The sequence below is a fragment of the Gracilibacillus suaedae genome (genome assembly GCF_017599345.1).
Classification (GTDB): Bacteria; Bacillota; Bacilli; order Bacillales; family Amphibacillaceae; genus Gracilibacillus; species Gracilibacillus suaedae.
Genome location: NZ_JAGFVL010000045.1, coordinates 56669 through 80495, shown reverse-complemented (window position 1 = coordinate 80495; position 23827 = coordinate 56669). Strand labels below are relative to the sequence as shown.

General features: G+C 36.3%; 19 protein-coding genes. 7 read left to right on the top strand and 12 right to left on the bottom strand.

Translation table 11 applies throughout. The features are described from left to right. Positions 1-3: 3 nt before the first annotated feature. On the bottom strand, positions 4-306 hold the full coding sequence (locus tag J5J03_RS13735; protein WP_208590271.1) for a metal-sensing transcriptional repressor: 303 nt from the start codon (positions 304-306) through the stop codon (positions 4-6). A gap of 105 nt (positions 307-411) precedes the next feature. Then, positions 412-1068, bottom strand: coding sequence for an SOS response-associated peptidase (locus J5J03_RS13730; RefSeq protein WP_208590268.1), 657 nt, complete (start codon positions 1066-1068; stop codon positions 412-414). A gap of 226 nt (positions 1069-1294) precedes the next feature. Between J5J03_RS13730 and J5J03_RS13725 the strand changes: the two genes are divergently transcribed. Then, positions 1295-2101, top strand: coding sequence for a VLRF1 family aeRF1-type release factor (locus tag J5J03_RS13725; RefSeq protein ID WP_208590266.1), 807 nt, complete (start codon positions 1295-1297; stop codon positions 2099-2101). Positions 2102-2249: 148 nt separating this feature from the next. Here J5J03_RS13725 and J5J03_RS13720 read toward each other — a convergent pair whose 3' ends face one another. Then, complete coding sequence (locus J5J03_RS13720) at positions 2250-3434, bottom strand: hypothetical protein (protein WP_208590265.1); 1185 nt, start codon at positions 3432-3434, stop codon at positions 2250-2252. A 104-nt stretch (positions 3435-3538) separates the two neighbouring features. After that, a complete protein-coding gene (locus J5J03_RS13715; RefSeq protein WP_208590263.1) occupies positions 3539-4711 on the bottom strand; it encodes an HD-GYP domain-containing protein in 1173 nt (390 codons plus the stop codon). 443 nt (positions 4712-5154) lie between these two features. Here J5J03_RS13715 and J5J03_RS13710 point away from each other — a divergent pair, with 443 nt between their 5' ends. After that, positions 5155-5622: a nucleoside deaminase gene (locus tag J5J03_RS13710; protein ID WP_208590262.1), complete on the top strand. Its 468-nt coding sequence runs from the start codon at positions 5155-5157 to the stop codon at positions 5620-5622. 224 nt (positions 5623-5846) lie between these two features. Here the strand turns inward: J5J03_RS13710 and J5J03_RS13705 are convergent, their stop codons facing one another. Then, positions 5847-7067, bottom strand: coding sequence for a Bcr/CflA family efflux MFS transporter (locus J5J03_RS13705; RefSeq protein WP_208590290.1), 1221 nt, complete (start codon positions 7065-7067; stop codon positions 5847-5849). A 220-nt stretch (positions 7068-7287) separates the two neighbouring features. Between J5J03_RS13705 and J5J03_RS13700 the strand changes: the two genes are divergently transcribed. Further along, a complete protein-coding gene (locus tag J5J03_RS13700) occupies positions 7288-7569 on the top strand; it encodes a hypothetical protein (protein WP_208590261.1) in 282 nt (93 codons plus the stop codon). A gap of 52 nt (positions 7570-7621) precedes the next feature. Here the strand turns inward: J5J03_RS13700 and J5J03_RS13695 are convergent, their stop codons facing one another. Next, the gene (locus tag J5J03_RS13695) at positions 7622-8536 is read right to left on the bottom strand and encodes a phosphatidate cytidylyltransferase (protein ID WP_208590260.1); all 915 of its coding nucleotides are present in this window, start codon (positions 8534-8536) and stop codon (positions 7622-7624) included. A gap of 91 nt (positions 8537-8627) precedes the next feature. Here J5J03_RS13695 and J5J03_RS13690 point away from each other — a divergent pair, with 91 nt between their 5' ends. Both J5J03_RS13690 and J5J03_RS13685 read left to right on the top strand, forming a co-directional pair. Further along, on the top strand, positions 8628-9188 hold the full coding sequence (locus J5J03_RS13690) for a hypothetical protein (RefSeq protein WP_208590259.1): 561 nt from the start codon (positions 8628-8630) through the stop codon (positions 9186-9188). An 82-nt stretch (positions 9189-9270) separates the two neighbouring features. Further along, positions 9271-10173 (top strand): 3-hydroxyacyl-CoA dehydrogenase, encoded by a 903-nt coding sequence (locus J5J03_RS13685; RefSeq protein ID WP_208590258.1) that lies wholly within the window; start codon positions 9271-9273, stop codon positions 10171-10173. A 185-nt stretch (positions 10174-10358) separates the two neighbouring features. Here the strand turns inward: J5J03_RS13685 and J5J03_RS13680 are convergent, their stop codons facing one another. The 3 genes from J5J03_RS13680 to J5J03_RS13670 all read right to left on the bottom strand — a co-directional run bounded on the left by J5J03_RS13680 (position 10359) and on the right by J5J03_RS13670 (position 15413). Further along, on the bottom strand, positions 10359-11351 hold the full coding sequence (locus J5J03_RS13680; RefSeq protein ID WP_208590256.1) for an LLM class flavin-dependent oxidoreductase: 993 nt from the start codon (positions 11349-11351) through the stop codon (positions 10359-10361). Positions 11352-11697: 346 nt separating this feature from the next. Next, on the bottom strand, positions 11698-13464 hold the full coding sequence (locus J5J03_RS13675) for a YhgE/Pip domain-containing protein (RefSeq protein ID WP_208590255.1): 1767 nt from the start codon (positions 13462-13464) through the stop codon (positions 11698-11700). 2 nt (positions 13465-13466) lie between these two features. After that, entirely contained in the window at positions 13467-15413 is a 1947-nt protein-coding gene (locus J5J03_RS13670) for an efflux RND transporter permease subunit (RefSeq protein ID WP_231710756.1), read from the bottom strand. A gap of 275 nt (positions 15414-15688) precedes the next feature. Here J5J03_RS13670 and J5J03_RS13665 point away from each other — a divergent pair, with 275 nt between their 5' ends. Further along, a complete protein-coding gene (locus tag J5J03_RS13665) occupies positions 15689-16264 on the top strand; it encodes a TetR/AcrR family transcriptional regulator (RefSeq protein ID WP_208590254.1) in 576 nt (191 codons plus the stop codon). A 24-nt stretch (positions 16265-16288) separates the two neighbouring features. On the opposite strand, the gene J5J03_RS13660 is transcribed toward J5J03_RS13665, so the two are convergent. Both J5J03_RS13660 and J5J03_RS13655 read right to left on the bottom strand, forming a co-directional pair. Continuing rightward, positions 16289-19387 (bottom strand): rhamnogalacturonan lyase, encoded by a 3099-nt coding sequence (locus J5J03_RS13660; protein WP_208590253.1) that lies wholly within the window; start codon positions 19385-19387, stop codon positions 16289-16291. A gap of 390 nt (positions 19388-19777) precedes the next feature. Beyond that, positions 19778-19993, bottom strand: coding sequence for a DUF3949 domain-containing protein (locus J5J03_RS13655; RefSeq protein WP_208590252.1), 216 nt, complete (start codon positions 19991-19993; stop codon positions 19778-19780). Between the two features lie 94 nt (positions 19994-20087). Here J5J03_RS13655 and J5J03_RS13650 point away from each other — a divergent pair, with 94 nt between their 5' ends. Further along, the gene (locus J5J03_RS13650; RefSeq protein ID WP_208590251.1) at positions 20088-22475 is read left to right on the top strand and encodes a transglycosylase domain-containing protein; all 2388 of its coding nucleotides are present in this window, start codon (positions 20088-20090) and stop codon (positions 22473-22475) included. Between the two features lie 398 nt (positions 22476-22873). Here J5J03_RS13650 and J5J03_RS13645 read toward each other — a convergent pair whose 3' ends face one another. After that, positions 22874-23683, bottom strand: a complete 810-nt coding sequence (locus J5J03_RS13645; RefSeq protein WP_208590250.1) for a hypothetical protein — start codon at positions 23681-23683, stop codon at positions 22874-22876. Between the last annotated feature and the right edge of the window lie 144 nt (positions 23684-23827).

Here is a 23827-nt window from a genome sequence, read left to right as displayed (position 1 = left end):
CCTTTATTTGGAGAATTGTTTCATGACTTCCATCAGCTCTTCAATCGTTTCATCACCATTTCCTGATAAAATAGCGTCACTGACACAGTGTTTGATATGTCTTTCCGTAATGGAATAGCCTACTTTTTTTAGTGCAGCATTAATCGCACTTAATTGGACAAGAACATCTACACAATAACGATCTTCTTCAATCATTTTTTGTATGCCCCGAACCTGACCTTCTATTCGTTTTAAGCGATTAACGGTAGCTTGAATTTCATCTTTAGATCGCGGTTTACTTGGATGTTGGTGCAGGGATTCATTCACAATTTTCACATCCTTTCCATATCCTTATTTATACTATACCCCCCTATAGTATAAACGTCAATAGTTTTGTTTTTCAAAAAAAGAATGTACATTATTTTGTACATTCTAAACAGGTTCAATTAATGATTGATCATTATTTGCTGGATTATTTACTTTTTTGGAAACCGGATAGGCTTTCATCAAAGAAGCATCCAACGGCAATAGAAGACTTTTCAAGAAAGTTTTATCATCGATTGTTAGATCGACCCAATTATCTAGGTCTTTATCTTGTAAAATAACAGGCATTCGATCATGTATCGATTGCATGAACTTATTTGGCGTCGTAGTTAAAATCGTACATGAGACAATCTCTTGATCTCCACTGCTCCAACGATCCCATAATCCCGCAAATGTGAATAGTTGACCATCGTTAACAGTAATTCGATATGGTTGCTTATCTTTTTCTTTTCTTTTCCATTCATAAAAACTATCTGCCACAATTAAACACCGTCTTCGGGATAATAATCGTTTAAAAGAAGGCTTTTCATCAACTGTTTCACTTCTAGCGTTAATCATTTTACTTCCTATTTTAGGATCTTTTGCCCAGCCTGGAACTAATCCCCATTGAAGATACCCTGCTTTTCTCCCTTCATTGGTTCCTACAATGGACAGTACTTGTTGCGTAGGTGCTATATTATAACTTGGTTGAAATTCCGTAAGAAAGATACCTAGTTCACTTTCCAGAACTTCAATCGATGTGTCTAAGGTAAACCTTCCACACATTTTTACCACCTCTTTTTAATGTTATATGGGGTTCTCTCCACTAGACCTAAGGTATTTCCCAGGAAATACGATTAAAGCTAGTATGCTATTTGGGCTCGTTCTTTATTAGCTATTTACATTCTGTTAGGTATTAATACTTAAATAATATTATTGATGTTTAAACATATTCACAACGGTTAGAGAATAACTAGAAACGATCATACTAAAAAGGAGCGTGTAACACTTTATGGATATCAATAAAGAAATCAAAAAGTTGGAAAATGTTTATTTAGAAAAACCACAACGTGTATTTAGTATGTATTTAAATACTGATCCAGCCGATCCCGAACAACAAGGTGGCAAATGGAAGTTACATTTAAAAAATGGATTAAATAGCTTTGAAAACTACTTACAAATGGACGGAGATAGTGATGAAAAAAGGAATTATTGGGCCGTTAAAGAAATGGTTGAAAAGTATATCCATGAAAATGAACAAAGCTTAGCAAAAAGTGTGGTAATATTTGCAACAGGTGATCAATCGATTTGGTTTGCTGAGAAATTTCAAATGCCCGTTGAAACTGAGTTTAGTTGGGAAGAAACACCAAAATTAGATCAGATCAAAGAAATGCTTGACCAGTTCCCTAAAACTGGTATTATTCTGACACAGAAAGAATCGATCAAAATATTGGACACTGAACTCGGTAACTTAAAAGATACTAGATTGTATCAATTAGATCTTGATACCGAAGATTGGCGTGAACATACAGGACCACATCGAGCCCAGCCATCTATGGGATCTGGTGGAAAAAACACAAAACAAGAACAATTCGAAGCACGTTTTGAAGCTAATCGCTATCGATGGTATAAAAGTATCGCAACACACCTCGACAAACTAGCAAAAGATAAAGAATGGAAGAAGATTATACTAGTTGGAAACAAAGAGGAAGCGGAAGATTTGTCTAGTAATATGAATAAAGAGATAACTAAACTTATTCCTAAAAATATGCTAGAGCAAGAAAAAATGAAAGTAATCAATGAGGCTGTCTTCAGCTAAAGAAAACGTGGCAATTGATGAAGAACAGAACTGTAGTTGCCCTCCATATACGTAAAATGCGTCTATCCTGCTTCTTCGCTAACGATTAATGCCTTTCAAACAAGGTAAAAAATCGAGCTATTGCAGCTCGATTTTTTAATTACATAACTTAAGCTGAAGCTGATTTTCTCTTTTTTCTAATCGAATAAATCAATAAACTTATCATTAGAATGAATTGTGCAACGATTACCAGTGCATCCCAAAAGTAGGGGTTACCGATCGGATTCATTAAGTGTGGTAGTGTATTTACCATTAAGTAAATCGTTTGGGGAATGAAATATATAATGAATAAACTCATCGTTAATATGACTCCTATGAAGGAAAATAGACCATATAATTTTACTATTTTTTCTTCCCCTTCGAATGTAGTACTTGTTTTATCTACTTTAATAAATGGGATCCATTTTGCCATATAATTCTTACCGTTCTCCATTAAATTATAACAACCTGTCATGTTCTCTACTAAATAGTATAAGTCCGTCTTCATATAGAAACAGAACTGATAAATTGTTCTAATAAATATGTCAAGTACTACTACCGATAAGATTCCATTAATAAGATAATGATCAATAGCTACTGTCAATTTGACTAATAATACAGTAAACAGAATCAGTTGGTCAATGAACATTCCACCCAAAAACAGTATATTCCTTTTTTTCGATGGTAGTTTCCAACCAGCAGTTAAGTCAGTTTCGACAACGACCAAAAACAATCTGTGTCCTACATTAACACTAGCAGGCAAATCGAATGACCTAATGGCTAAAATATGCCCAAACTCATGAGATATGATTAGGATAAGGGATAGTAGCAAGTATATTAACAAATTTGCTACCATAGAATCGAATATAAATATGTCCATAAAAGTTGGAGTATAATGTGGAAATGAAATAAACATACAAACATTTATCGTTAAAATAATGAGAAATAGGGGTAAAGTCCACTTATTAAACATTGCCTTCGCAATCCTTGGAGATATCCATTTAAAACCTGTTGCTGAAGAATTGATACTATTGAAAGCTATTTCTTCGTTATCAATCGCTTTTATTAGTCCTAAATCAAGAAGTTGTTTAATAAACTCTATAATATCAATATCTTCTTCTGGATAGTTTTTTTCTAAATATAGTTCAATATCCTTTAGATTTTGACTTTTATTTATTTTGTCTATTGCTTCTATAGCAGGTTTTGGCATTTGATAAAATTCACCTGTAGAGCTGTTCTCAACTATGAAAAAGTTACTTTCTTTTTTAATAATTAGATCATGTAGCAAGATAGTTGAATTCAATGATAGATTCATAGAATCCCCTCCTAAAAAAAAAGATGCTAAAATAGCATCCAATTACCACCATACATGTGCACACCACCAACAAGTTGCTTTAACGCTTTTTAGTTTACGGATCTTCATTTGTTATCTCTCCCTTCTTCATAATATTGTTTATGATATTCAATCCATAGCGGAAAAATTTCTTTGAATTTTTCCACAAGGATTGGATCAAACTGGGAGCCACTAGCATTAATAACCTGTTCATACGCTTTTTCTAAAGTCATTGCTTCACGATATGAGCGAGAAGATGTCATTGCGTCAAAAGCATCAGCAATCGCTGTTATGCGAGCAAAAACATTTATTTCTTCGGCTTTTTTACCAGTAGGATAACCTTTCCCATCCCAACGTTCATGGTGATCTCTAATTACTGTTATGTATTCTTTAATTCCTTCAACATCTTGAACAGCTTCTGCCCCTACTACGGGATGAGATTTGATAAGTTCAAATTCTTCTGTTGTTAACTTTCCTGGTTTTGACAAGATTACATCTGAAATATGAATTTTACCTACATCATGTAATAAACAAGCATAATAAAATAGTTTTAGATCTTGTTTTTTGAATTCTTCTAAAGAGTTTGCAAGAATCATAGCATAATTAGCAACTCTTTCACTGTGCCCTCTAGTGTATGGGTCTTTTAACTCTAAGGTCGCAATAACACCTTTTACGATCCCTTCCAACTGATTATCATAAGAAGTTTTCAGAGAATTTACGTACCCTAGGAACCTGTATAAGACTATACATGCAACTATTGCAAATACTACTAATAATAATAGAGGAATCATTACCACGAACTGGTTTAAAACTATACCAATAAAAATATACTTAGAAATTTGTATTAGTGATACAAAGTAAAAGAATCTTTTATTAACAAAAATAGGGGAAAATAAAACAAATACCATTTCCACAATATTTCCAGCACTATAAGTTTCATTATTTGATGAAAAATATATTAATTCTATGATGACATTTGCTACGGTAAAAACAATAAAGTAAATGTATTTTACAGAAGATGGTCTATTTTGTTTTAATAAATATAATGCTATGGGTAGTAACGCCAAAATAATGACGTATAAATAGAGATCTAATATAGTTTTTACTCCACTAGCAACTATATTCCAAGGCATTTGAGGTAAGATATAATAGTATATTATTTCATATCCAAAATAAATAATATAAAACAACCACAAAAACCATACTGTAGTTCTTTTTTCTTCATTTAATAGATTGGTATATCTATGTACATTTTCCATATCCAATTCCCTTCTTAACAAGAATTATACTATATAAAGAACAAAATTTCTACATATTTCCTGAAATTAGTTTGAATTTTTCATGTTAAATATAAACCACTTGTCGAGACTTGTAAACAAAACTGGAATATTTATTGATTTAGACCTACCTGTGTTACTATTTACTTTTAACTACTTTCTTGTATCAACTAAAATAAAATTTATACCTATGTAGCAGACAATGCAATCCAAAGAGCAGATCCCTTTTTGTTTTTAAAAGTAAATTTGACCAACTTACTAAATTTGTAAATTAACCCTTCGTCCAATGAAGTCCTTTTTCATAATACTATAGTAACAAACGAAAACATTTTCAATTATTTCAATGTTAAAGAAGATTACAAACGATTCATATTTTTGAGGTTTCTACTATAAAATATTTTATAGATTGTAAGGAGGTAGCTAATATGAAGCTAGAATTTATGAATTATGCTTTAAAGATAGCATATGACAATGTAGAAAATAATAATGGTGGTCCATTTGGTGCTGTGGTTGTAAAGGACAATAAAATTGTAGGAAAAGGGGCAAATGTTGTCACAACGACTAATGATCCATCTGCACACGCTGAAATCAGTGCAATACGTGACGCATGTAAGCACCTTAATGATTACCAATTAACAGGTTGTGAAATTTATACAAGCTGTGAACCTTGTCCGATGTGCTTAGGCGCGATTTATTGGGCACGTCCTAAAGCTGTTTATTATTTTAATACAAGAGAAGAAGCAGCAAAGGTTGGATTCGATGATCAATATATTTATGACCAAATCGCTATGAATATCGAAGAAAGAAATTTATTAATGAAGAAACTAGATTTAAATAGTGATAAATTACCTTTTCAATTATGGGAGCAAGCTACGGATAAAGTAAAATACTGAAAAAAGAGGTTGAGACAAATGAGTAATTAGATAGGAAAAATCCGAACATGAAAGTCTGAGTACACATACCGCTTCGGCAAAATACTTCGCTTTCCATGGGCGGTCTTGAGCTAACTGTGTGAAGAAAAACACTTCACACAGTGGATCTTCGGCTCGGGCTCTTCCCACAGGGGTCTGCGTATTTTGCCTACGCTTAGTTCAGATTGTTCGGATTCTCGTTCTACTTATTTAGTTTTGCCCTGCCTTTTTTGTCTAGTAAATGTAAAAAATATAATAGCCCCGATAAGAGAATTCGTAAATAGTACTGCTCCCATTGGAACTGCCGTTGTTTCATCTAATCCTACAATAGGGGCAACTATTGCGCCCATTACTAAAGGCAACATACCAAGTAATGCACTTGCTGTCCCTGCCCGTTCTTTTTGATTCTCCATTGCAAGTGAAAAACTACTGGTTAAGATAATTCCAACTGAGTTTAAATGGATAAATAACGAGATAACAAGCATATACAACGGCCAATGAAACAGAGTCGCTATTAATAATATCGTGTTTGCTGTTAGTGACATGATAACACCGGTTCTCAATAAACTTCTTTCTGAAAAATGGCTGCTTAATCGACCGACGAGAAAACTACCAAAAATTATTGCTAATCCATTTATACCGAATAGGACACTAAATACTTGTGGTGATACATGATATAAGTCCTGATAAACGAACGGTGTCCCCGCAACATATGCAAATGTTCCACCTTGAACAAAACAAACTACAATCGCATAGCCGATAAAGGACGGGTCTTTTAATAAATACCCCATTGTTTTTAATGAACTGGCAATCGAAGTTGGTCGACGATTTTCTTCTGGTAAAGTTTCCGGCAATTTAAAGGCACTTATCATCACCATCACAATACCTAATAGAAATAAAAAGATAAAAATAGTATGCCATGTTGCAAAGGGTAGTAATAATACAGCCCCACCTGAGATCGGAGCAATCATTGGTGCTGTAGCATTGATTACCATTAACAAAGCAAAAAATTTGGTTAATGCTTTTCCATCAAATACATCTCGCACAACTGCTCGCGATAACACTACACCTGCTGAAGCAGTGAACCCTTGTAAAAACCTAGCTAAAATTAAAACAATAATATTTGGTGCCACGGCACAAACCAATGAAAAGATTGCAAATAACGAAATGAAAAATAGTATAGGTTTTCTTCTTCCTATTGCATCACTGATCGGTCCAATTACTAATTGGCCAAAAGCTAGACCTAATAAACAAGCAGTTAAGCTTAATTGAACAAGCGAAGCTCGTGCCCCCAAATCATCTGCTATTTGTGGGAAACTTGGTAAATACATATCAATATTGAACGGCCCTAACATTGCTAGCATTGCAAGCAAGAATGCTAAGCCGATTCGTTGTTTTCCTGTTGGATTATGTAATTTCTGTTCGATGTTAACCCCTCCCTTCCAATTATTATATAAGAATTAGCTGAGGAGTTATAGTAATTGGCCTTTAGACAAAGTAAGTCTACCATCAGTGGAGGGTTTCGATCTCCCATAGTGCTTAAGGTTACGCTTTTGTAATATTTGTCATTAATTTTTAATACAAGTGACCGTTTCGTCGATTGGTAAACGGGTTATAGATAAGTAGTTTGTATGAAGAGGGTGCAACATGAAGGAGTTTTTATCTAAAAATATGGAGTTGAATGAAAGATTATCCATTAACCAGCTCTTAGCATTACATACCTATCAGAAAAATTATAAAGGTCATATTTACCTTCTTTTCCATCATGATATGATCACACTTGAAAGTTTACCAAGTCTCGTGTCATTATCGTTAACTATGAACCCAAAATGTGAGATTCAATTAATTGTCGAAGGAGAAAATCCGCAACAAACATTACATGATCTAACAAAATGTATCCATTTAAAGGAATATCAGATAGCTCGATAAATGATACTTAAAAAATCCATGGTCGCCCCATGGATTTTTCTCGTTTGAATAGTTACATAAAATCAAAAAAGTAACGGATCACATGAAAGAAGACCGGTGCCGTATATGTTAAACTATCGATTCGATTAAGATAACGATCCTTTAACCGCTCCAGTGCTTCTTTGTTTCCTATTAGAAGGTCCCGCTTTAACACGGATATCGTCAAACTTCCAAAGTATCCCGAAACACTGATTAAAATGCCTGAAATAATACCAAATGTTAGATCTAACGGTGTTAATAACGGATATACACAATAGGATATGACAGTTGTAGCAATAAGCGCCCCAATAAACCCCTCCCACGTAATATAAGGGTTTGCCGTTGGTGCAACTTTTCTTTTGCCGAGATAAAGGGATACTAGATACTGAGTGACATCATTGACTTGTGTCAAAATAATTAAATACAAGACAAGGTTCGCACCGAATTCTGGAGTAGCAATCGGAAAATAAGCTAAATGACTTAAACCAAATACCATCAAAATTAACCCCCACTGGGTAAAACTAACCGATCGCAGAAAACCTACGGTACCTTTGCCAATAATTCGTGGAAGTGGTAAAAATAAAAAAACATAGACAGGAATAAACACGATGAACATGCCATACCAGCCAATATAGATCCAGTAAAATTGTAGTGGAATCATTAAATAAGACCATAAGAAAATTCGTCTATCTGACTTCCTTGTTTTCATCATAGAAAAATATTCTTTCAATGCAAAAAAACATAATATCATAATAGCGATCAAAGAAACTGTTGTATTGAATAATGTTGCGAAACAAAAAATGGTGAACATTCCCCACCATGTTTTGACACGGAGTTGAATCGTGGCAAAATCCTTCTCTGGTTGTAATCTAGATATAATCTTAAAAACTATCGATACGACCAACAAAATAAAAAAGATAATAGATAAAGTCCAAATCGTTTCCCTCAAGAATCTCACCCAATCTTTTTAAAAACTGCATTCATTTTACAGTAAATGCGTTATAATGAAAAGAGTAGAATGATAATAGTTGGTGATGTACATGAGTGAAGAAAAATATGTTTATATTATGTTATCTGATACAGGCACTTTATTTACAAATGTTATCAAAACATATACGAAAGCACCATATAACCATGCTTCTCTTGCTTTTGACCCTGAATTGAAAGAGATGTACAGCTTTGGCAGAAAGAATCCAAAGAACCCTCTAAATGGTGGATTTGTAAAAGAAGATATCTTGACTGGAACATTCAGTAAATATCGTAATACCCATTGTGTTATCTATCGTCTACAAGTATCCAAACGTGAAATGGATAAAATGAAACGAATATTGGAAGTGTTTATTAAAAATAATGATAAATTTCTCTACAATATATTGGGTGTGATTGGCGTCTCCTTAAAAGAGCCTGTTGAATTCAGTAATTCCTATTTTTGTTCGCAATTTGTCGCAGATATTCTTTATCGAGCAGGTATTAAATTTTCGGATAAACTTCCCGCCATGGTAACACCAGATGATTTCAGAAAGAATAATCGCATGGAATTAATTTACGAAGGAAAATTGTTCGACTATGCACCAATCAGGCATAACGAATCTAAGTCATAATACCTAATTATTGAATGATCATCTATCCTTATGTCATAATATAGTAGTGTTTTACTAGACAATAAAAGGGGATGGGATAGGTATGGCATCATATCAAAAAGTTACCGTTGCTGGTGGTGGGGTTTTAGGAAGCCAGATTGCTTACCAAACTGCCTTCAAGGGTTTTGAAGTGGTGGTTTATGATATTAATGATGATGCGTTAAACCAGGCAAAAGAACGTATTACCAAACTAAAAGATCGCTATAAAGTAGACCTAAATGCAACACAAGTACAAGTCGATGCGGCCATTGACCGTATGGACTTTCAGTCAGATTTAAAACAGGCAGTATCAAAAGCAGATCTGGTCATTGAAGCGATTCCAGAAGTAGTGGATATTAAGAATACATTTTACCAAAAGCTTGGACAAGTTGCTCCTGAAGACACTATATTTGCTACAAATACTTCGACACTGTTACCTAGTCAATTTGCAGAAGTAACAGGTAGACCTGAAAAATTTCTGGCACTTCATTTTGCCAACGAAATATGGCTAAATAATACAGCTGAAGTGATGAAACATGAACAAACCGATGAGCAAGTGTTTGAGGATGTTCTTGCATTTGCTAAACAAATTGGCATGATTGCTCTACCGCTACATAAAGAACAACCCGGGTATATCCTTAATTCCTTATTAGTCCCATTACTTGATGCCGCTCAAGGTTTATTTATTAAAGGAGTAGCAGATCCAGAGACAATTGATAAAACCTGGATGACTGCGACCGGGTCACCAAAGGGACCTTTTGCGATCCTAGATATAATAGGAATTAATACTGCCTACAATATTGTGAAACAAAAAGCAGCTAAAACCGGTGACCAAGGTGCTGCAAAATTAGCAGAACTATTAAAGACAGAATATATTGACCAGAACAAATTAGGAACGGCTACCGGTGAAGGATTTTATAAATATCCTAACCCAAGCTATCAAGATCCTGATTTTCTTAAAGCATAAAGAGGAGACAGTGGTTCTTTGTACCACTGTCTCTTTTGCTTTATTGGGTAAGAAAGTATAAACGAAGATGTCTACGAAAGCGCCCTACGATAAGTCATCATCGGTTCGCATGCTCACCGTGATTCCTTTATCTCAGTTGCTTCGGTCCAGTCACTATGTTTTTACGCAGGCGCTTTGCGCTTTTCTTATAGTATCGCTTCTGCTATCAGTTGATAGGATTTCTTTTTTGCTTCAAAGTCGTGAATATTCGTGATCAGCATAAATTCATCTGTTTGATAGACCTTTTGCAGGCGAGTAAGCTCTTGTTTGACTTTGGAAGGTGTTCCGATTATACAACGCTCTCTGTTTTTCTTCATGATATCCAGTTCTTCTTGCGTAAATGATTTCTTTCGGACTTCTTCTATCGAAGGTACTTTCGTATCTGCCCCTTTTCCTACACTAAGCAGCCATTTGTCTTGTGTTAATGCTAATTCTTCTGCCTCCTCTTCTGTCTCAGCACAGATAACAAAAATACAAACCATCATTTTAGGCTGATTCATGGAAACAGAAGGTTGAAATTTCTCACGATATGTCTGCATTACTTTTTCACCATTAGTCGGATTAATAAAATGACCGAACACAAACCCGACGCCAAGCTCTGCCGCGTTCGTTGCTCCACGCTCCGACAATCCTAATACCCATATAGGTGGGGACTTCTCCACACGAGGACCAGCTTTCACCATACGAAATTCATGCTCTCTTGGTAATGAATTATGTAAAAATCCCTGTAAATCCGTGAGTTGACGCGGAAATTCGCTTAATCTTTTGTTTTGATTATCCGTAAGTGCTGACCGAGTTAGTTGTGAACCACCAGGCGAACGGCCGACACCTAAATCAATCCGTTCAGGGAAAAATCCTTCTAACGTTTTAAAATCTTCAGCTATTTTGTAAGAACTGTACTGTGGTAATAAAACACCACCTGATCCAACGCGGATGGTATTGGTTACAGCAGCAATTCTTGTCATAATTATCTGCGGTGATGAGCTTGCCAATCCATTGGTATTATGATGCTCCGCCACCCAATAACGATGATAACCTAATTGCTCTGTCCACTGCGCAAGATCTAACGTATTTGCCAATGTTTGTTCAGGTGTATCTCCCCTGGAAATGGGTGCTTGATCTAATACACTTAATTTCATCATTCTTCGCTCCTTTTCTTAAGTGTAATTTTTTTGCGGGAATTTGAAAAACAATTAAGCTTATCTTTTTTCACGGACATCTATTCCGCTATTCATAACAAAAATGCCATTTGGGGGATGCCCGCGGACATCTATTCCGCTATTCAGCCATTTCATTAGAAAAATAGCATGATTTACAGTAAATAAAGGAACAGATGTCCGCGAATATCTAAAAATCACTACTTTTAGCTAAAATAACGGAATAGATGTCCGTCAAATCGACTCAACAGTGGTCTTCTCACAAAAAAGAAAGCATACCCAACTAACAGGTATGCCATCGACATCTATTCACAATCCCTACTGATCATCATCTAAATAAATCTAATAAGCGATCCCAGAAGCTCTTCTCTTCTTCTGTCTCTTCTTCCTCGTCCTCTTCTTCATCTTGGGTAATGCTCTCTGTTTTTATTACGAATTGAACGGATTGCACATTTTCATTTTTGTCGGAAACAAATGATTCTGCATCAAAATCTGACTTATCGTAATCATTGATCATCTCATCTATTTCATCTTGCATTTGGTCAGGTAAGTCGCTTGTTGAATCAGCCAATTCTGTTGTTCCATCATGTAACTCACTTGCACCATCTTCCAGTGCAGTAGTTCCGTCTTCTAATTCTACAATTCCGGTATGGAGGTCCTGATAGGCATTGGACAATTCATCAACACCATTTGTATATTCCTCAAGACCTGCATGAAATTCTCGATAATTACCGGATAGTGTCGCTAACCCTTCTTGTAATTCTTTTAAGCCTTCTTGAATATCCATTCCTTCACTTGCTGCTGCGATTTGATCAGCCATTGTTTCCAGTGAGGACGCCATTTTATTTTGCGAACTACTTACTTCGTCAAGAGTTGGGGTGACTGCTTCAAATGCTTTGCTGACTTTTTCATAGGTACCTTTTGCTGTACGAGCAGCCTCATATGTGCTAACTAATTTGTCTACTACTTTTTGATCTGCTTCACTTAAATCCAATTCTTGAATCTCTTCCTCTGAAACATTTGTCGGAATAGCATTTATCGATTTATCCAACTCTTGATAGGCTTTCGTATAATTTTGCTGCAATGTCTCTAATCCAGTGCTTGCTTCTCTTAAGCCATCCGCGATTTGTACGAGACCATCCTGTAATGCGCTGATATCTCCTGTTTCCACATTTTGATCGATGGAATTTTTCATCGTGCTTAATGCTTGATCGATAGACTTACTACCACTGATCAGATCAGCTGATCCATTACTAATTTTGGTAATACCATCTTGATAATCGCTGGAACCACTTTTCAAGCTTGACACACCACTATTCAATTCTGAAATACCACCCGCTAATTCGCCTACTCCGTCATCAATTTCTGCGGTGGCATCTGATAAAGTTTCAAAATCCTCTGTTACCTCATCAGTATCTGGGGAATCAATCGACATGGAGGAAGGTACTGCCGAGATCTCGATTCCTTCCAATTCAAAGTCTGTTACATCTGCTTCTAATAGAAAATTTTCCTCTTTCTCCGGCATTACCGTAAATGTCACTTGTTTATTCTTACCGGCATTTGCGATCGTTCCTTGTTCTGCCTCAATATTTTGATACAACTCACCATCTAGCGAAAGCGAAATCTGTAATAAGTAATTTTTAAAGAAGATCGGATTAACATCCTCGTTTGCAGAAGTCTCAATCTCCAACTGTAAATGACCATCCTGACCTAATATTTCCTCTGGATTCACCTCTTCCCCATCAAGCTGATAGTGGATAGCAAAATCCCAAGGTAACGGTTTATTTTCTAGATCACCTTGATAGTAAAAGGTATCCTCAGATGCAGTAAAGGAAATTTCATCCCCCTCTTTCGTTATTTCGGATAGGTCAGTCAAGTTTTTCACATTCGTATAATCACCATAATCGACTAACTCTTCCTGTTCTTCCACTTCAAAACTGTTTACGACATACATATTGAACTCTTCACCATTTGGTTGCAATGTGGCATATATCACCTCATCCTTAGGAGCTACAGTACTAGCTGTAACTCCATTAAAAGGAGAGAGTGCAACTATACACACGATCACTAACAATAAAAATCGTTTTATTCTCATCATCAACCCTTCTTCTTATAAAAGTTTGCTTTCCATGTTGTTTTTTCAATCACTTTGTCAAACACTAATAGCATGGCTGGCAAGAAAAACACAACTAAAATAAACGCAAGTAATGCCCCTCTACCAAGTAACAAGCCAATCGATCCGACAATTGGATTGGTGGACGTCATCCATAAGATAAATCCAACACTTGATAAAATCGAAGCGGAAATCAAAATCGAAAAGATTTTCTCATCGATTGTTTTCTTAATAGCCTGGAGAGCAGGCATTTCTTTTCTGTTTACATGGTACGCTTCTGATAACAATATCGCGTAATCGACTGTCGCGGCCAGTTGCACTGTACTTATGATCAGATACCCTACATATACAAGTGACGAATCCATAAAGTATGGTACAGATAAATTAATCCATACCGCCGCTTGTATGGTTAGTAATAACACAATTGGCATGGAAATGGAACGGAAAGTAAGCAGTAACACTACCGCAATCGCAATGATCGTTAGTACGTTAACTACGACATTATCCTTCTCCACCGTATTTTTAATATCATACAGTGTCACACTTTCCCCTAAGGCATGAATGTCATCTCCGTAATAATTTTCAGCCTTTTCTTCTACCTCATCAATTAAAGCAAAAGCAGCATCACCTTCTGCATCAGTATTGCTGTGCAAAATAATACGCGCATAATTTTCGGAGTAAAATTGCTCTGTGATGGATTCGTCCAAATACTCAGGCGGAATTGCTGCACTGACTGAATTGACATAAGACAAGACACTGGACACATGATCAAGTTGCTCTAAATCCTGTACCAGCTCTTCTTCTTTAGCAATATCCCCTTTTGGTATCAGCAAAACCATCGGTGTATATTTACCAAATGAATCTTCAATCGTTTGTTCATCCACACCGATTCGAGTAGAGTCTGGATGCTCTCCTACACCATAAATAAAGTTTGTATTACTTTGCGCCAAGAAAGCAGGCACAATGATGAACAAGACAAGAATTAAACTTGGAATTTTAAATTTCAGCACACGTCTGCCGAGATTTTTAAAATTCGGTACAATCTGTTTATGTTGAGTCTTATCAATCCACTTGTAAAAAGTGAGTGTTAATGCTGGTAAGAATACCATCACACTAATAAAGCTAAGTAATATACCTTTAACAAGATTAACACCTAAATCAGCACCAATTTCGAAGTTCATAAACGTAAGAGCCATAAATCCGAAAAAGGTTGTCGATGCACTCGCTGCGATAGCTGGAAATGATCGCTTCATCGCTAAACGCATAGCATTGACCGGTTCCTCTCCTTTGTTACGAAAATCGGAAAAGCTATGTAACAAAAAGATCGCATAATCGAGTGATACGGCTAACTGAAGGATTGGTGCAACCGACTGAGTGACAAATGATACTTCTCCCAAAAATATATTGGTTCCAAGGTTAATCAGCACCGATACTCCAATCGCCGTAAGGAAGAAAACTGGCTCCATCCAAGAATTCGTTGAGACGATCAAAATGATGATAATGATTGGAACTAATAATAACGCAGCGTATGCTGATTCTGACCCTGCCATTTTCTGTGATGTTGCTGTGTCTACTGCTTCACCTGATAGGGCATTATCTTCACCAATTAACTGATAGATTTGATCAGTAACTTCTACCTCATCCCCGTCACGAATGTGAAAGGAAAATAAGGCATTGTTATCTTTATAGTAAGATTCCACTGTTTCTTCGTCAGCAATTTCAATCGGTGTCTTGATGTCAATGGCATCATCTAACCAAGTTACATCACTAACACCATCAATAGCTGCAAGCTGTTCTTTATATTCTAATGCTTCCTGTACGGTTACATCATGCATTAATACCCGAGCATTTGCCACAGACACTTCAAACTCTTCTTCCATTGTATCCATCGCATTTGTTGACGGCGCATCGTCTGGCAAATAATCTACCATATTATAATTAACAGATACGGCAAATTGCGTAATCACACTAATCAGAGCTATCACGATAAAAGTAATAACAATTGTTTTTTTATGTTGAATTATTTTTGTTGAAAGGTCAATCGTTGTTCATCCTCTCTTGCAAATTCCCTCAATCCACTTTAATATTATATAGACACCGTGTTGGATATTCAACAAACAGTTTTGAATATTGCGTTTATTTTCCAACATATCATACTTTTTTGTTGGAAATTAACAAAAATTTCACAAAGTAAGGAGTGTTTTTATTGCCTGACAAATTAGATCGTCGCAAAAAATATACGCGAATGGTCTTGAAAGACAGCCTGATCCAATTAATGAATGAGAAAACTTTTTCATCGATAACTGTCAAAGAAGTATGTGCTCTTGCTGATATTAATCGCTCTACCTTTTACACACATTTCACCGATGTTCACGATTTACTTTATTCCATCGAAGAAGAAATTATTGAGGAAATGAATAAATACTTGCATGCATTTAATTTTGTTGTGGAAGAAGAGTCGATTCAGATGACGGAGAAGTTGTTAGTATATATCAAAGAACGAAAAGAAATCTTCGAAGCATTATTGGAGAATAATACAGGGACAAGCTTTGAAAAAAGAGTGATGGATATTGCAAGACTTTTCTTAATGAACAAAACAGATACAGCTAACATAGACACTGCTTCTTACTTAAGCACCTTTATCGTATCAGGGGCCATCCATGTTATTAAAGATTGGCTACTGAATGATCAAACACAATCACCGAAACAAATGGCTGAACTTATAAGTCAATTTTGCAATAAAGGACTAGGGACAATGGAAAATGACAAGCCCAGAGAATAGTTTTCCCTGGGCTTTGCTATGAAATTACCAGTTTTTCATCACTGTTTCAGTATCATTCACTAGTCTTGCTTTAACATCATCTCTTAAATCACTTCGATTTAAATGTTTCAAGAAATCATTAAGCTGTTTTTCGGCTTGTTTGGTTCGTCCTTTTTCCAAATGGTGGTCTACCTGCTTTAATTTATTGACTAACACTTTTTCATTTGCTTTTGTTACTGCCAGATTTACTTGGTGTTTTAGACTTGCTAAAGATGGTGTGTAATCAACTGATGGGAAATGTAATTCTCCTGCTAACACTTGATCACGAACATCTTCACCTAAATAATAACTTATATGTGGCGGTTGATTATAGGTAGTGTTTTGCCAGGCGATCCCCATCCGATACACAGAATCATGCATTAACGTTGGTAAGCGATATTCAGTAGGTATCGTTGTACTAAATATTCTTAATTCAGTGCTATCTTCGGTAGGGAAAATCACTTCTTCTCGCCAATCTCCTAGAATATCTGCTTGTAAACTTGGATTTGCTTTCGTTCCATTATTACTTACTACCTGTTCAAATTCTTCAATAACATTTGCTTCACCTGCGGATTCATCATATTTGGTAATCGAAGTATGATCAAGTAATTCATGTAACAGGTCACCATCCCAATAGGTGACGAAATTGACTGGCAGGCCAATATTGCGGAAACTATCCTCGATTACATCACCTTGGACATTATAAACGCCACCACCGGCTTCAACAGTTGCTCCGCCAGCTCCCCAATATTCATATCCTGGTTTAGATGTAATATTTGCAGCTACTCCACGTCCCGCATCTTTATAGGCATAGAACGCTTGTAATGTTTCACCTGTTGCTCCGTCATGATACTCTAATGAAGCTACTTCTGAATCTTCACGTACACCAAAAACATGAAGACCCTCGCGATCTGGATCAAAAGCGCCAACATGCAGGGCATCTCCATGGGAGCCTTTCACCCTTCCCATTTCGCCATCCATTGCGTATAAAATCGAACCATCATGATCCAAAGTTAAGGATCCAGCGATAATTTCATCAAAGCCATCATTGTCTAGATCACCAGTAGCTAAACTATGGTTACCTAAACCTTCACCACGACCTGCTTCATCTGTATCAAATGTCCAATCTTCTACAAGCGCACCATTTTGGAGACTATAGGATACAAATGTAGTTCTTTGATAATAGCCACGACCATAAATCGCACTCGGCGTTGTTCCATTTACATAAGCTAATCCAGACAAGAATCGGTCAGAACGGTTATAGAAAGTATCTCCCCATGAAGCCCCCTGATCTCCTTCTTCTTTTTCAACCGGAAACGCAAAATCGATCGTATCAATAGCTTCACCTGTTTCACCGTCAAAAACCGATACATACTCAGGACCTGTTACAACATGTCCTCCTTCGTTAATCCATCTACCATCATCCTCTGGGTTTCCGATTACACTAATTACTTTATCTTCATCAAACACACCGTCTGTTACACCATAGACCGTTGTAGCATCCGCAGTTTTAATCAAAAATTCTGACTTGCCGTTGCCATTCATGTCACCCACAACAAATTGATGATATTGTGGTCCTGATGTTAAATTCATTCCCATATTCATTCTCCATAATGGAGTACCATCAAGTTTGTAAGCATCGAAAATAGTAGGACCAGTAATCACATCTTCAAGTGCTGTCATGGCATTGGACGGACGCCATTTAAGTAAAATTTCATATTCTCCATCACCATCTAGATCACCAACACTAGCATCATTGGCAGAGTATGTGTAATCTCCTGTTGCAGTCGTTCCACCTTCAGGTTTTTGAAGTGGGATTGATAAATAATTTTCGTCTAAACTATCGACTTCATTTGTTTCCGTTACATTACCATGTACCATCGTTTCAACTTGATACGTATCTCCTTTTTCTCCATCTTCATCGATAAAGTTCGTCACTTCTAGTGGTTGGTCATTTATTTGTTCTCCATTACGTAATACATTAAAGGTAACATCTTGATCGTATTCATCAGCCAATAATCGCCATGATGCGAAAATGCCATCCTCTGATGGTAATGCAATAAGCCCTCGATCTAACCATTCCGTATCACGGTTTGTGTCAGGTGGTGTTAATCGATTATAAACATGAATGGTTGCTGTTCGCTCAAATGGATTTTCTACTGCTTCCGATTCTGCCAATATCCCTTCAAACGTATAGACAGCAGATTCATCCGGGTTCCAAGCTTGTCCCACCTCTCGCCAGCTTTCCACTCCAACTTCAACAGTAGAATTATCTGCTAATGTTACAGGAACTGTTTCCGGCAAACCAATTGAGTCAATATTGGATGTGGTCTCTCCAACATAAACTCTTTTATATGGAAGCCTTTCAACTGTTGTAATCACATTTTCTTCAATCGGAATGTGACTCAACTCAATATTATCCACATAAGTTGTCCAAGTATGATTATTTCCTGATGTACGTACACCGACTAATTTCAGCTTGTCAATGGAACCATCAAATTGAACATCATTCAAAGACACCGTATAACTTTCATTTCCTATAGAAAATAGAATTTCATTGTCAATAATGTTAAAGATGATTTCTACCTGATACCAAGCTTCAGGATTTGTAATGTCGGTTTCAATTGGCTCCTGATCACCAGCAAAAAAAGTTAAAGGTGCATTATTGGTATTATTAACGGTAAATACTGTATTCCCTGCTTCATCTTCAATGCGAAGCTCTCCACCATTTTCGTGAGGGTGAACACCTTTATCATTATTTTTACCAGGATACCAATCTAATTTCACTTTCATTTCAGCACCCTTAACCGCATTGTCAAAGTCCTTTGTGGCGACACGTCCACCTGACTGATCAACTACACTAAAATCTAGCTTTTTGGTATCGTTGCCTGCAATTTCTTCTTCATTAATGGACAATGTGGCGGCAAAGGTAGAGAATCCCCAATTTTCTACTTCTAACGGCTCAGCATCACCAAAATCCGTTACATAAACTGTTTGATAATCTTCGTTTGCAAAGGCTGTAGGTACAATAGAAAAAGAAGATAAAATCAAGATTCCAATCGTCAGCAATATCCATTGTTTTTTCATTCGACTTTTAACATGCACTATGCACTTCAGCTCCTTTTAAAAGTAATCGCAATAGGAGATTACTTGCACACCGCCCTTCTCTCCTCCTTTCCGCCCACAAAAAAGTAAGCGCATACATTATTGTAGTGTGAAATATAATCTCTCCATCAAGCCTAGCAACCTTTGATATTCCTGGCTATATCATTTTTTTGCAAAGCACGGAACCCATTGACTTTACTTACATTTCAAACAAACGTAATACTTTTTTGTCATTACTATTTAAAGAAAGGCAAAAAATTGCTAGTACTTCTTTTCTACTCTATAAAGAGAGTGTACGATCAAAAAGTACTAGACTTAACTTCTACATATATCAATGTCCTTTTTTATTCCATTATTTCCTTCAGTTCTTTATTTGGTATATTGCATAGGCTATGACGTTAGCAAGTCCGAACAATAATTTCCTTGCGTATTGGCATGTAGAATTTGCTCAGAAGCACTTTTGCTTTCATAATAGGCTGTTTGCTTTTGTACGTTTCTCTTCAGTTCTTCTTCTAATCCAGTTAAATAGCGATACTGAAAAGGGACAAGAATTAAACTAAGTTTCTCTTTAACATATGTACGAATTAACCTTGTTAATGGTTTCATTTTCCAATAATTATCATATACATGTATAGAAATTACATATAGTTTACAGATTGAAAAAACGATCAGAATTCAACCAGAAGGAAGGTCAGAGAGCTTGAGTAAAGTAACCATGAAAAGATCCACTCGAAGAAAACAAAAAAGATTCATCAAATTCATCGTCACAACATTTCTCATTTTCTTATCGCTTTTCATTATCGGAGGTATCTCTCTTTTCGCTCTTATTCAAGATGCCCCGGAATTATCGGAAGATCATTTGCAAAATCCAAGTACTTCCGTTATCTATGATAAAGATGGGAAGAAGGTTGCCAATATCGCAGGGATTGAACATCGCTTACCTATAAGTATTGATGATGTTCCAATAGAAGTCCAAAATGCTTTTATTGCAATAGAAGATGCCCGCTTCCAAAAGCACTCCGGAGTCGATTTAAAACGGATCGCTGGCGCATTGTTAGCCAATCTGGAAGAAGGCTGGGGAGCTGAGGGAGGGAGTACAATCACCCAACAGGTTGTAAAAAATACGCACCTTTCCCCGGAAAAAACATTTAGCAGAAAAGTACAGGAAGCATACCTTGCCGTGCAAATGGAGCAGAAATATTCAAAGGATCAAATTTTAGAAATGTATCTCAATACCATCTATTTCGGTCATGGTGCATATGGTCTCGGGGCAGCAGCAGAGGTGTACTTTAACAAAGATGTCAGTGATTTAACTGTTTCAGAAGCTGCATTACTTGCCGGGCTTCCACAACGACCAAGTGGTTATGATCCTATAAAGTATCCAGAAGTAGCGGTAGATAGGAGAGATATTGTATTATCAGCGATGGAGAAACACCATTTCATCTCCTCTGAAGAGGCAGAAGAAGCAAAGAATATTGAAATTGAAAGCATGCTCTCGCCAAAACAAGAAAACAATTCCTATCAAGAATTTATTGATTATGTCATAGAAGAATTGATTAGGAAAGGTTTTGAGGAAAATCAACTTTATAATGGAGGTTTGGAGATTTATACGACACTTGATACAGATGCACAATCCTTTACGAACGAAGTAATGACAGGGACGGATACGATTCCTTTTCCAGATGAAGCATTTAAGGCAGGAGTCGTATTAATGGATACGAAAACAGGAGCTATTCGCGCAATCGGTGGTAATCGTGATCCTGAAAGTAAAGAGATACAACGTGGATTCAATTTTGCTACAGATATAAAACGTCAACCCGGTTCAACGATAAAGCCGATTTTAGACTATGGCCCGGCTATTGAATACAACAAATGGTCCACGTATCAACAGATTAAAGATGAAAATCTGGAAATTGATGGTAAAGAATTCAAAAATTATGATGGCAGTTTCCATGGCATGGTATCAATGAGAGAGGCATTGGTAAAATCCTATAATATTCCGGCAATCAAAACATTTTTAGAATTAGAAGATGATCAAGCAAAACAATTTGCTGCCAATCTAGGCATCGACCTGGAACATGCTTATCCTTCCTATGCCATTGGCGGCTTCGGTGATGAAGATGGTATCTCACCACTAGATATGGCTGGTGCCTATGCTGCATTTGGAAATAATGGAAAATATCACGAACCATACGCGGTTACGAAAGTAGAACATCCAACAGGTGAAGTACAACCACTACAGTCAGAAGAAATAAAAGCGATGAATGACTATACTGCCTATATGGTTACGGATATGCTAAAAGATGTGGTCGAAGAAGGTACCGGAACACTTGCCAAAATTGACGGTTTGCCTATGGCTGGTAAAACAGGAACGACAAACCCTCCAGAAGGTATTACAAATGGTTCTACTGATTCTTGGTTTGTCGGATATACAAGAGAATATACTGCTGCTGTTTGGACCGGCTACGAGACTACTTCTACAGAACAATTCGTCAGCCAAGAAGATGCACGGATTTCCAGATTATTATTTAAGGAAATTATGTCCCATGCTTCCCAAGATATTGAAACAGCAGATTTCACAAAACCAGCAAGTGTTGAAGAAGTAAAGATTGATATGCGCAATGGCAAAGTTGCATCTAATTACACACCTTCCAGCAGCATCGTAACAGAGTTATTTGTGAAGGGAACAACAATGCCAACTGAATATATACCTGTACAAAAGAATACAACAAACGAGAAGGCGAAACAGCAGAAAGAAAAAGCGAAGGAGCAGAAACAGATAGAAAAGAAGAACGAGCAAGAGAAAAAGAAAGAAGAAGAGAAAAAAGAAAAGACTGAAAATGAAGCCAATCATAAAAAAGAAAAACAGCAATCTAATGACAAGAATGCTTCCAACCATGATAAAAAAGAAGAAAAACCAGATGAGGATACCAACAACAAATCAGAGCAAAAAGATAAGAAGGAAGAAAATAAGGAAGATTCCAAAGAAGAAAATGATTCTAATCAAACAGAGCAACCCGATTCTGATGAAGAGCCAAATAAGGAAGATGAAAGTAAGAAAACGGATGAAAATGAAGAAGGGGATTAAACAAGGGACTTCCGATGGTCATGAACTAGCAATTGGTTCATGACCATGTCCAATTGTTTTGCTTTCGATCGACTTGTACATTTCATTGTTAAAAGAGGAACTGTAGATAAGCAATTTATCATTTATTATTTTAATACTATATTGTTAAATAATGGTGTTTATATTATTTACACAATATAATATATAGCTTTTTGGGAGTCTTATTCTTCTTTAATTTAGTATCATTACTTCACCAATATCCAGCATTTATTCTATCATTTTGAAAAGGAAGATCCAAATAATGGACTATAGAACGTTATTGTCGAAAATACTTTAAAAATAAATGATCCCCTCCTTTTCCCGGTTGCAACTAAGCTTGGCATGGGAGTGTTTTGAATGGCATTCATAGATTGTCTTCACTATGTTTTGCTCCGATTCAAAAACATATATCCAATCATCGCCAGCAACAATATCTTTTGTTCACGAGAAATTCGGTTGGAAATTTCCACCATATCGTTACCTATTTCTTTAAAAACTTCTGTGTACTCATGCGGAAATCTGCCATTATAGAAATAAGCCCAACGTCGACCATCCGAATCACGAATATCAAAATCACCATTTCCCCCGCTCGCTTTTACCGGAAGAATCATTTGACCATCCTGATCCAATACTCTCCCTTTAATCTGGAATATACTTTTAAACTCTTCTTGTTCATATTGACCAATAAAGCAATTCTTTTCGTCATACACATCTAACATTGTCTTTTTAAATCCTTTTCTCTTAAAGGTAAACAATTTTTCATCTTGATTGGAAAAATAACTTACGCTATAAGGCAGAAAAGAAAAAAATGAACTCATCAATATAGCAATTGGATATTGCCACCATGACAAGGAAGTGAATTTGTATGTACCTAAAAAACTACCTGTTTGCTCAAATACAAGTAGTTGCGTAATGAATGTTGCATCTTTTTTTAACACTACATGATCAATATCTTCTATCGTTCGCGCAGATACAGGAATATCTACATCTTTAACTTTTTGATATTTAGATCTACTCATGAAAACAATAACAATTAAGAAGATAATAGGTATAAGCATTGAGCCTGCTTCCAACCACTCATCAGTATTTGATGGTGTGTCAACAATTAAAAATCCAGCAAAAATCAACGTTATGATACCCAAAAAAATTACCGCTAATCTTTCTCTCCGTTTATACATGTTAGCAATCACTTCTAAATCCTCCCCTAAAAATAAACCAGTTACTTAATTACCATTTTATACTAATTACCTATCTTCCCTCAAGCCAACTCTTCTTTGGATAACGGACTATTTCCACGGAAGCGGTGCACTTTTCCTTGGAAGAGACATCTCTCC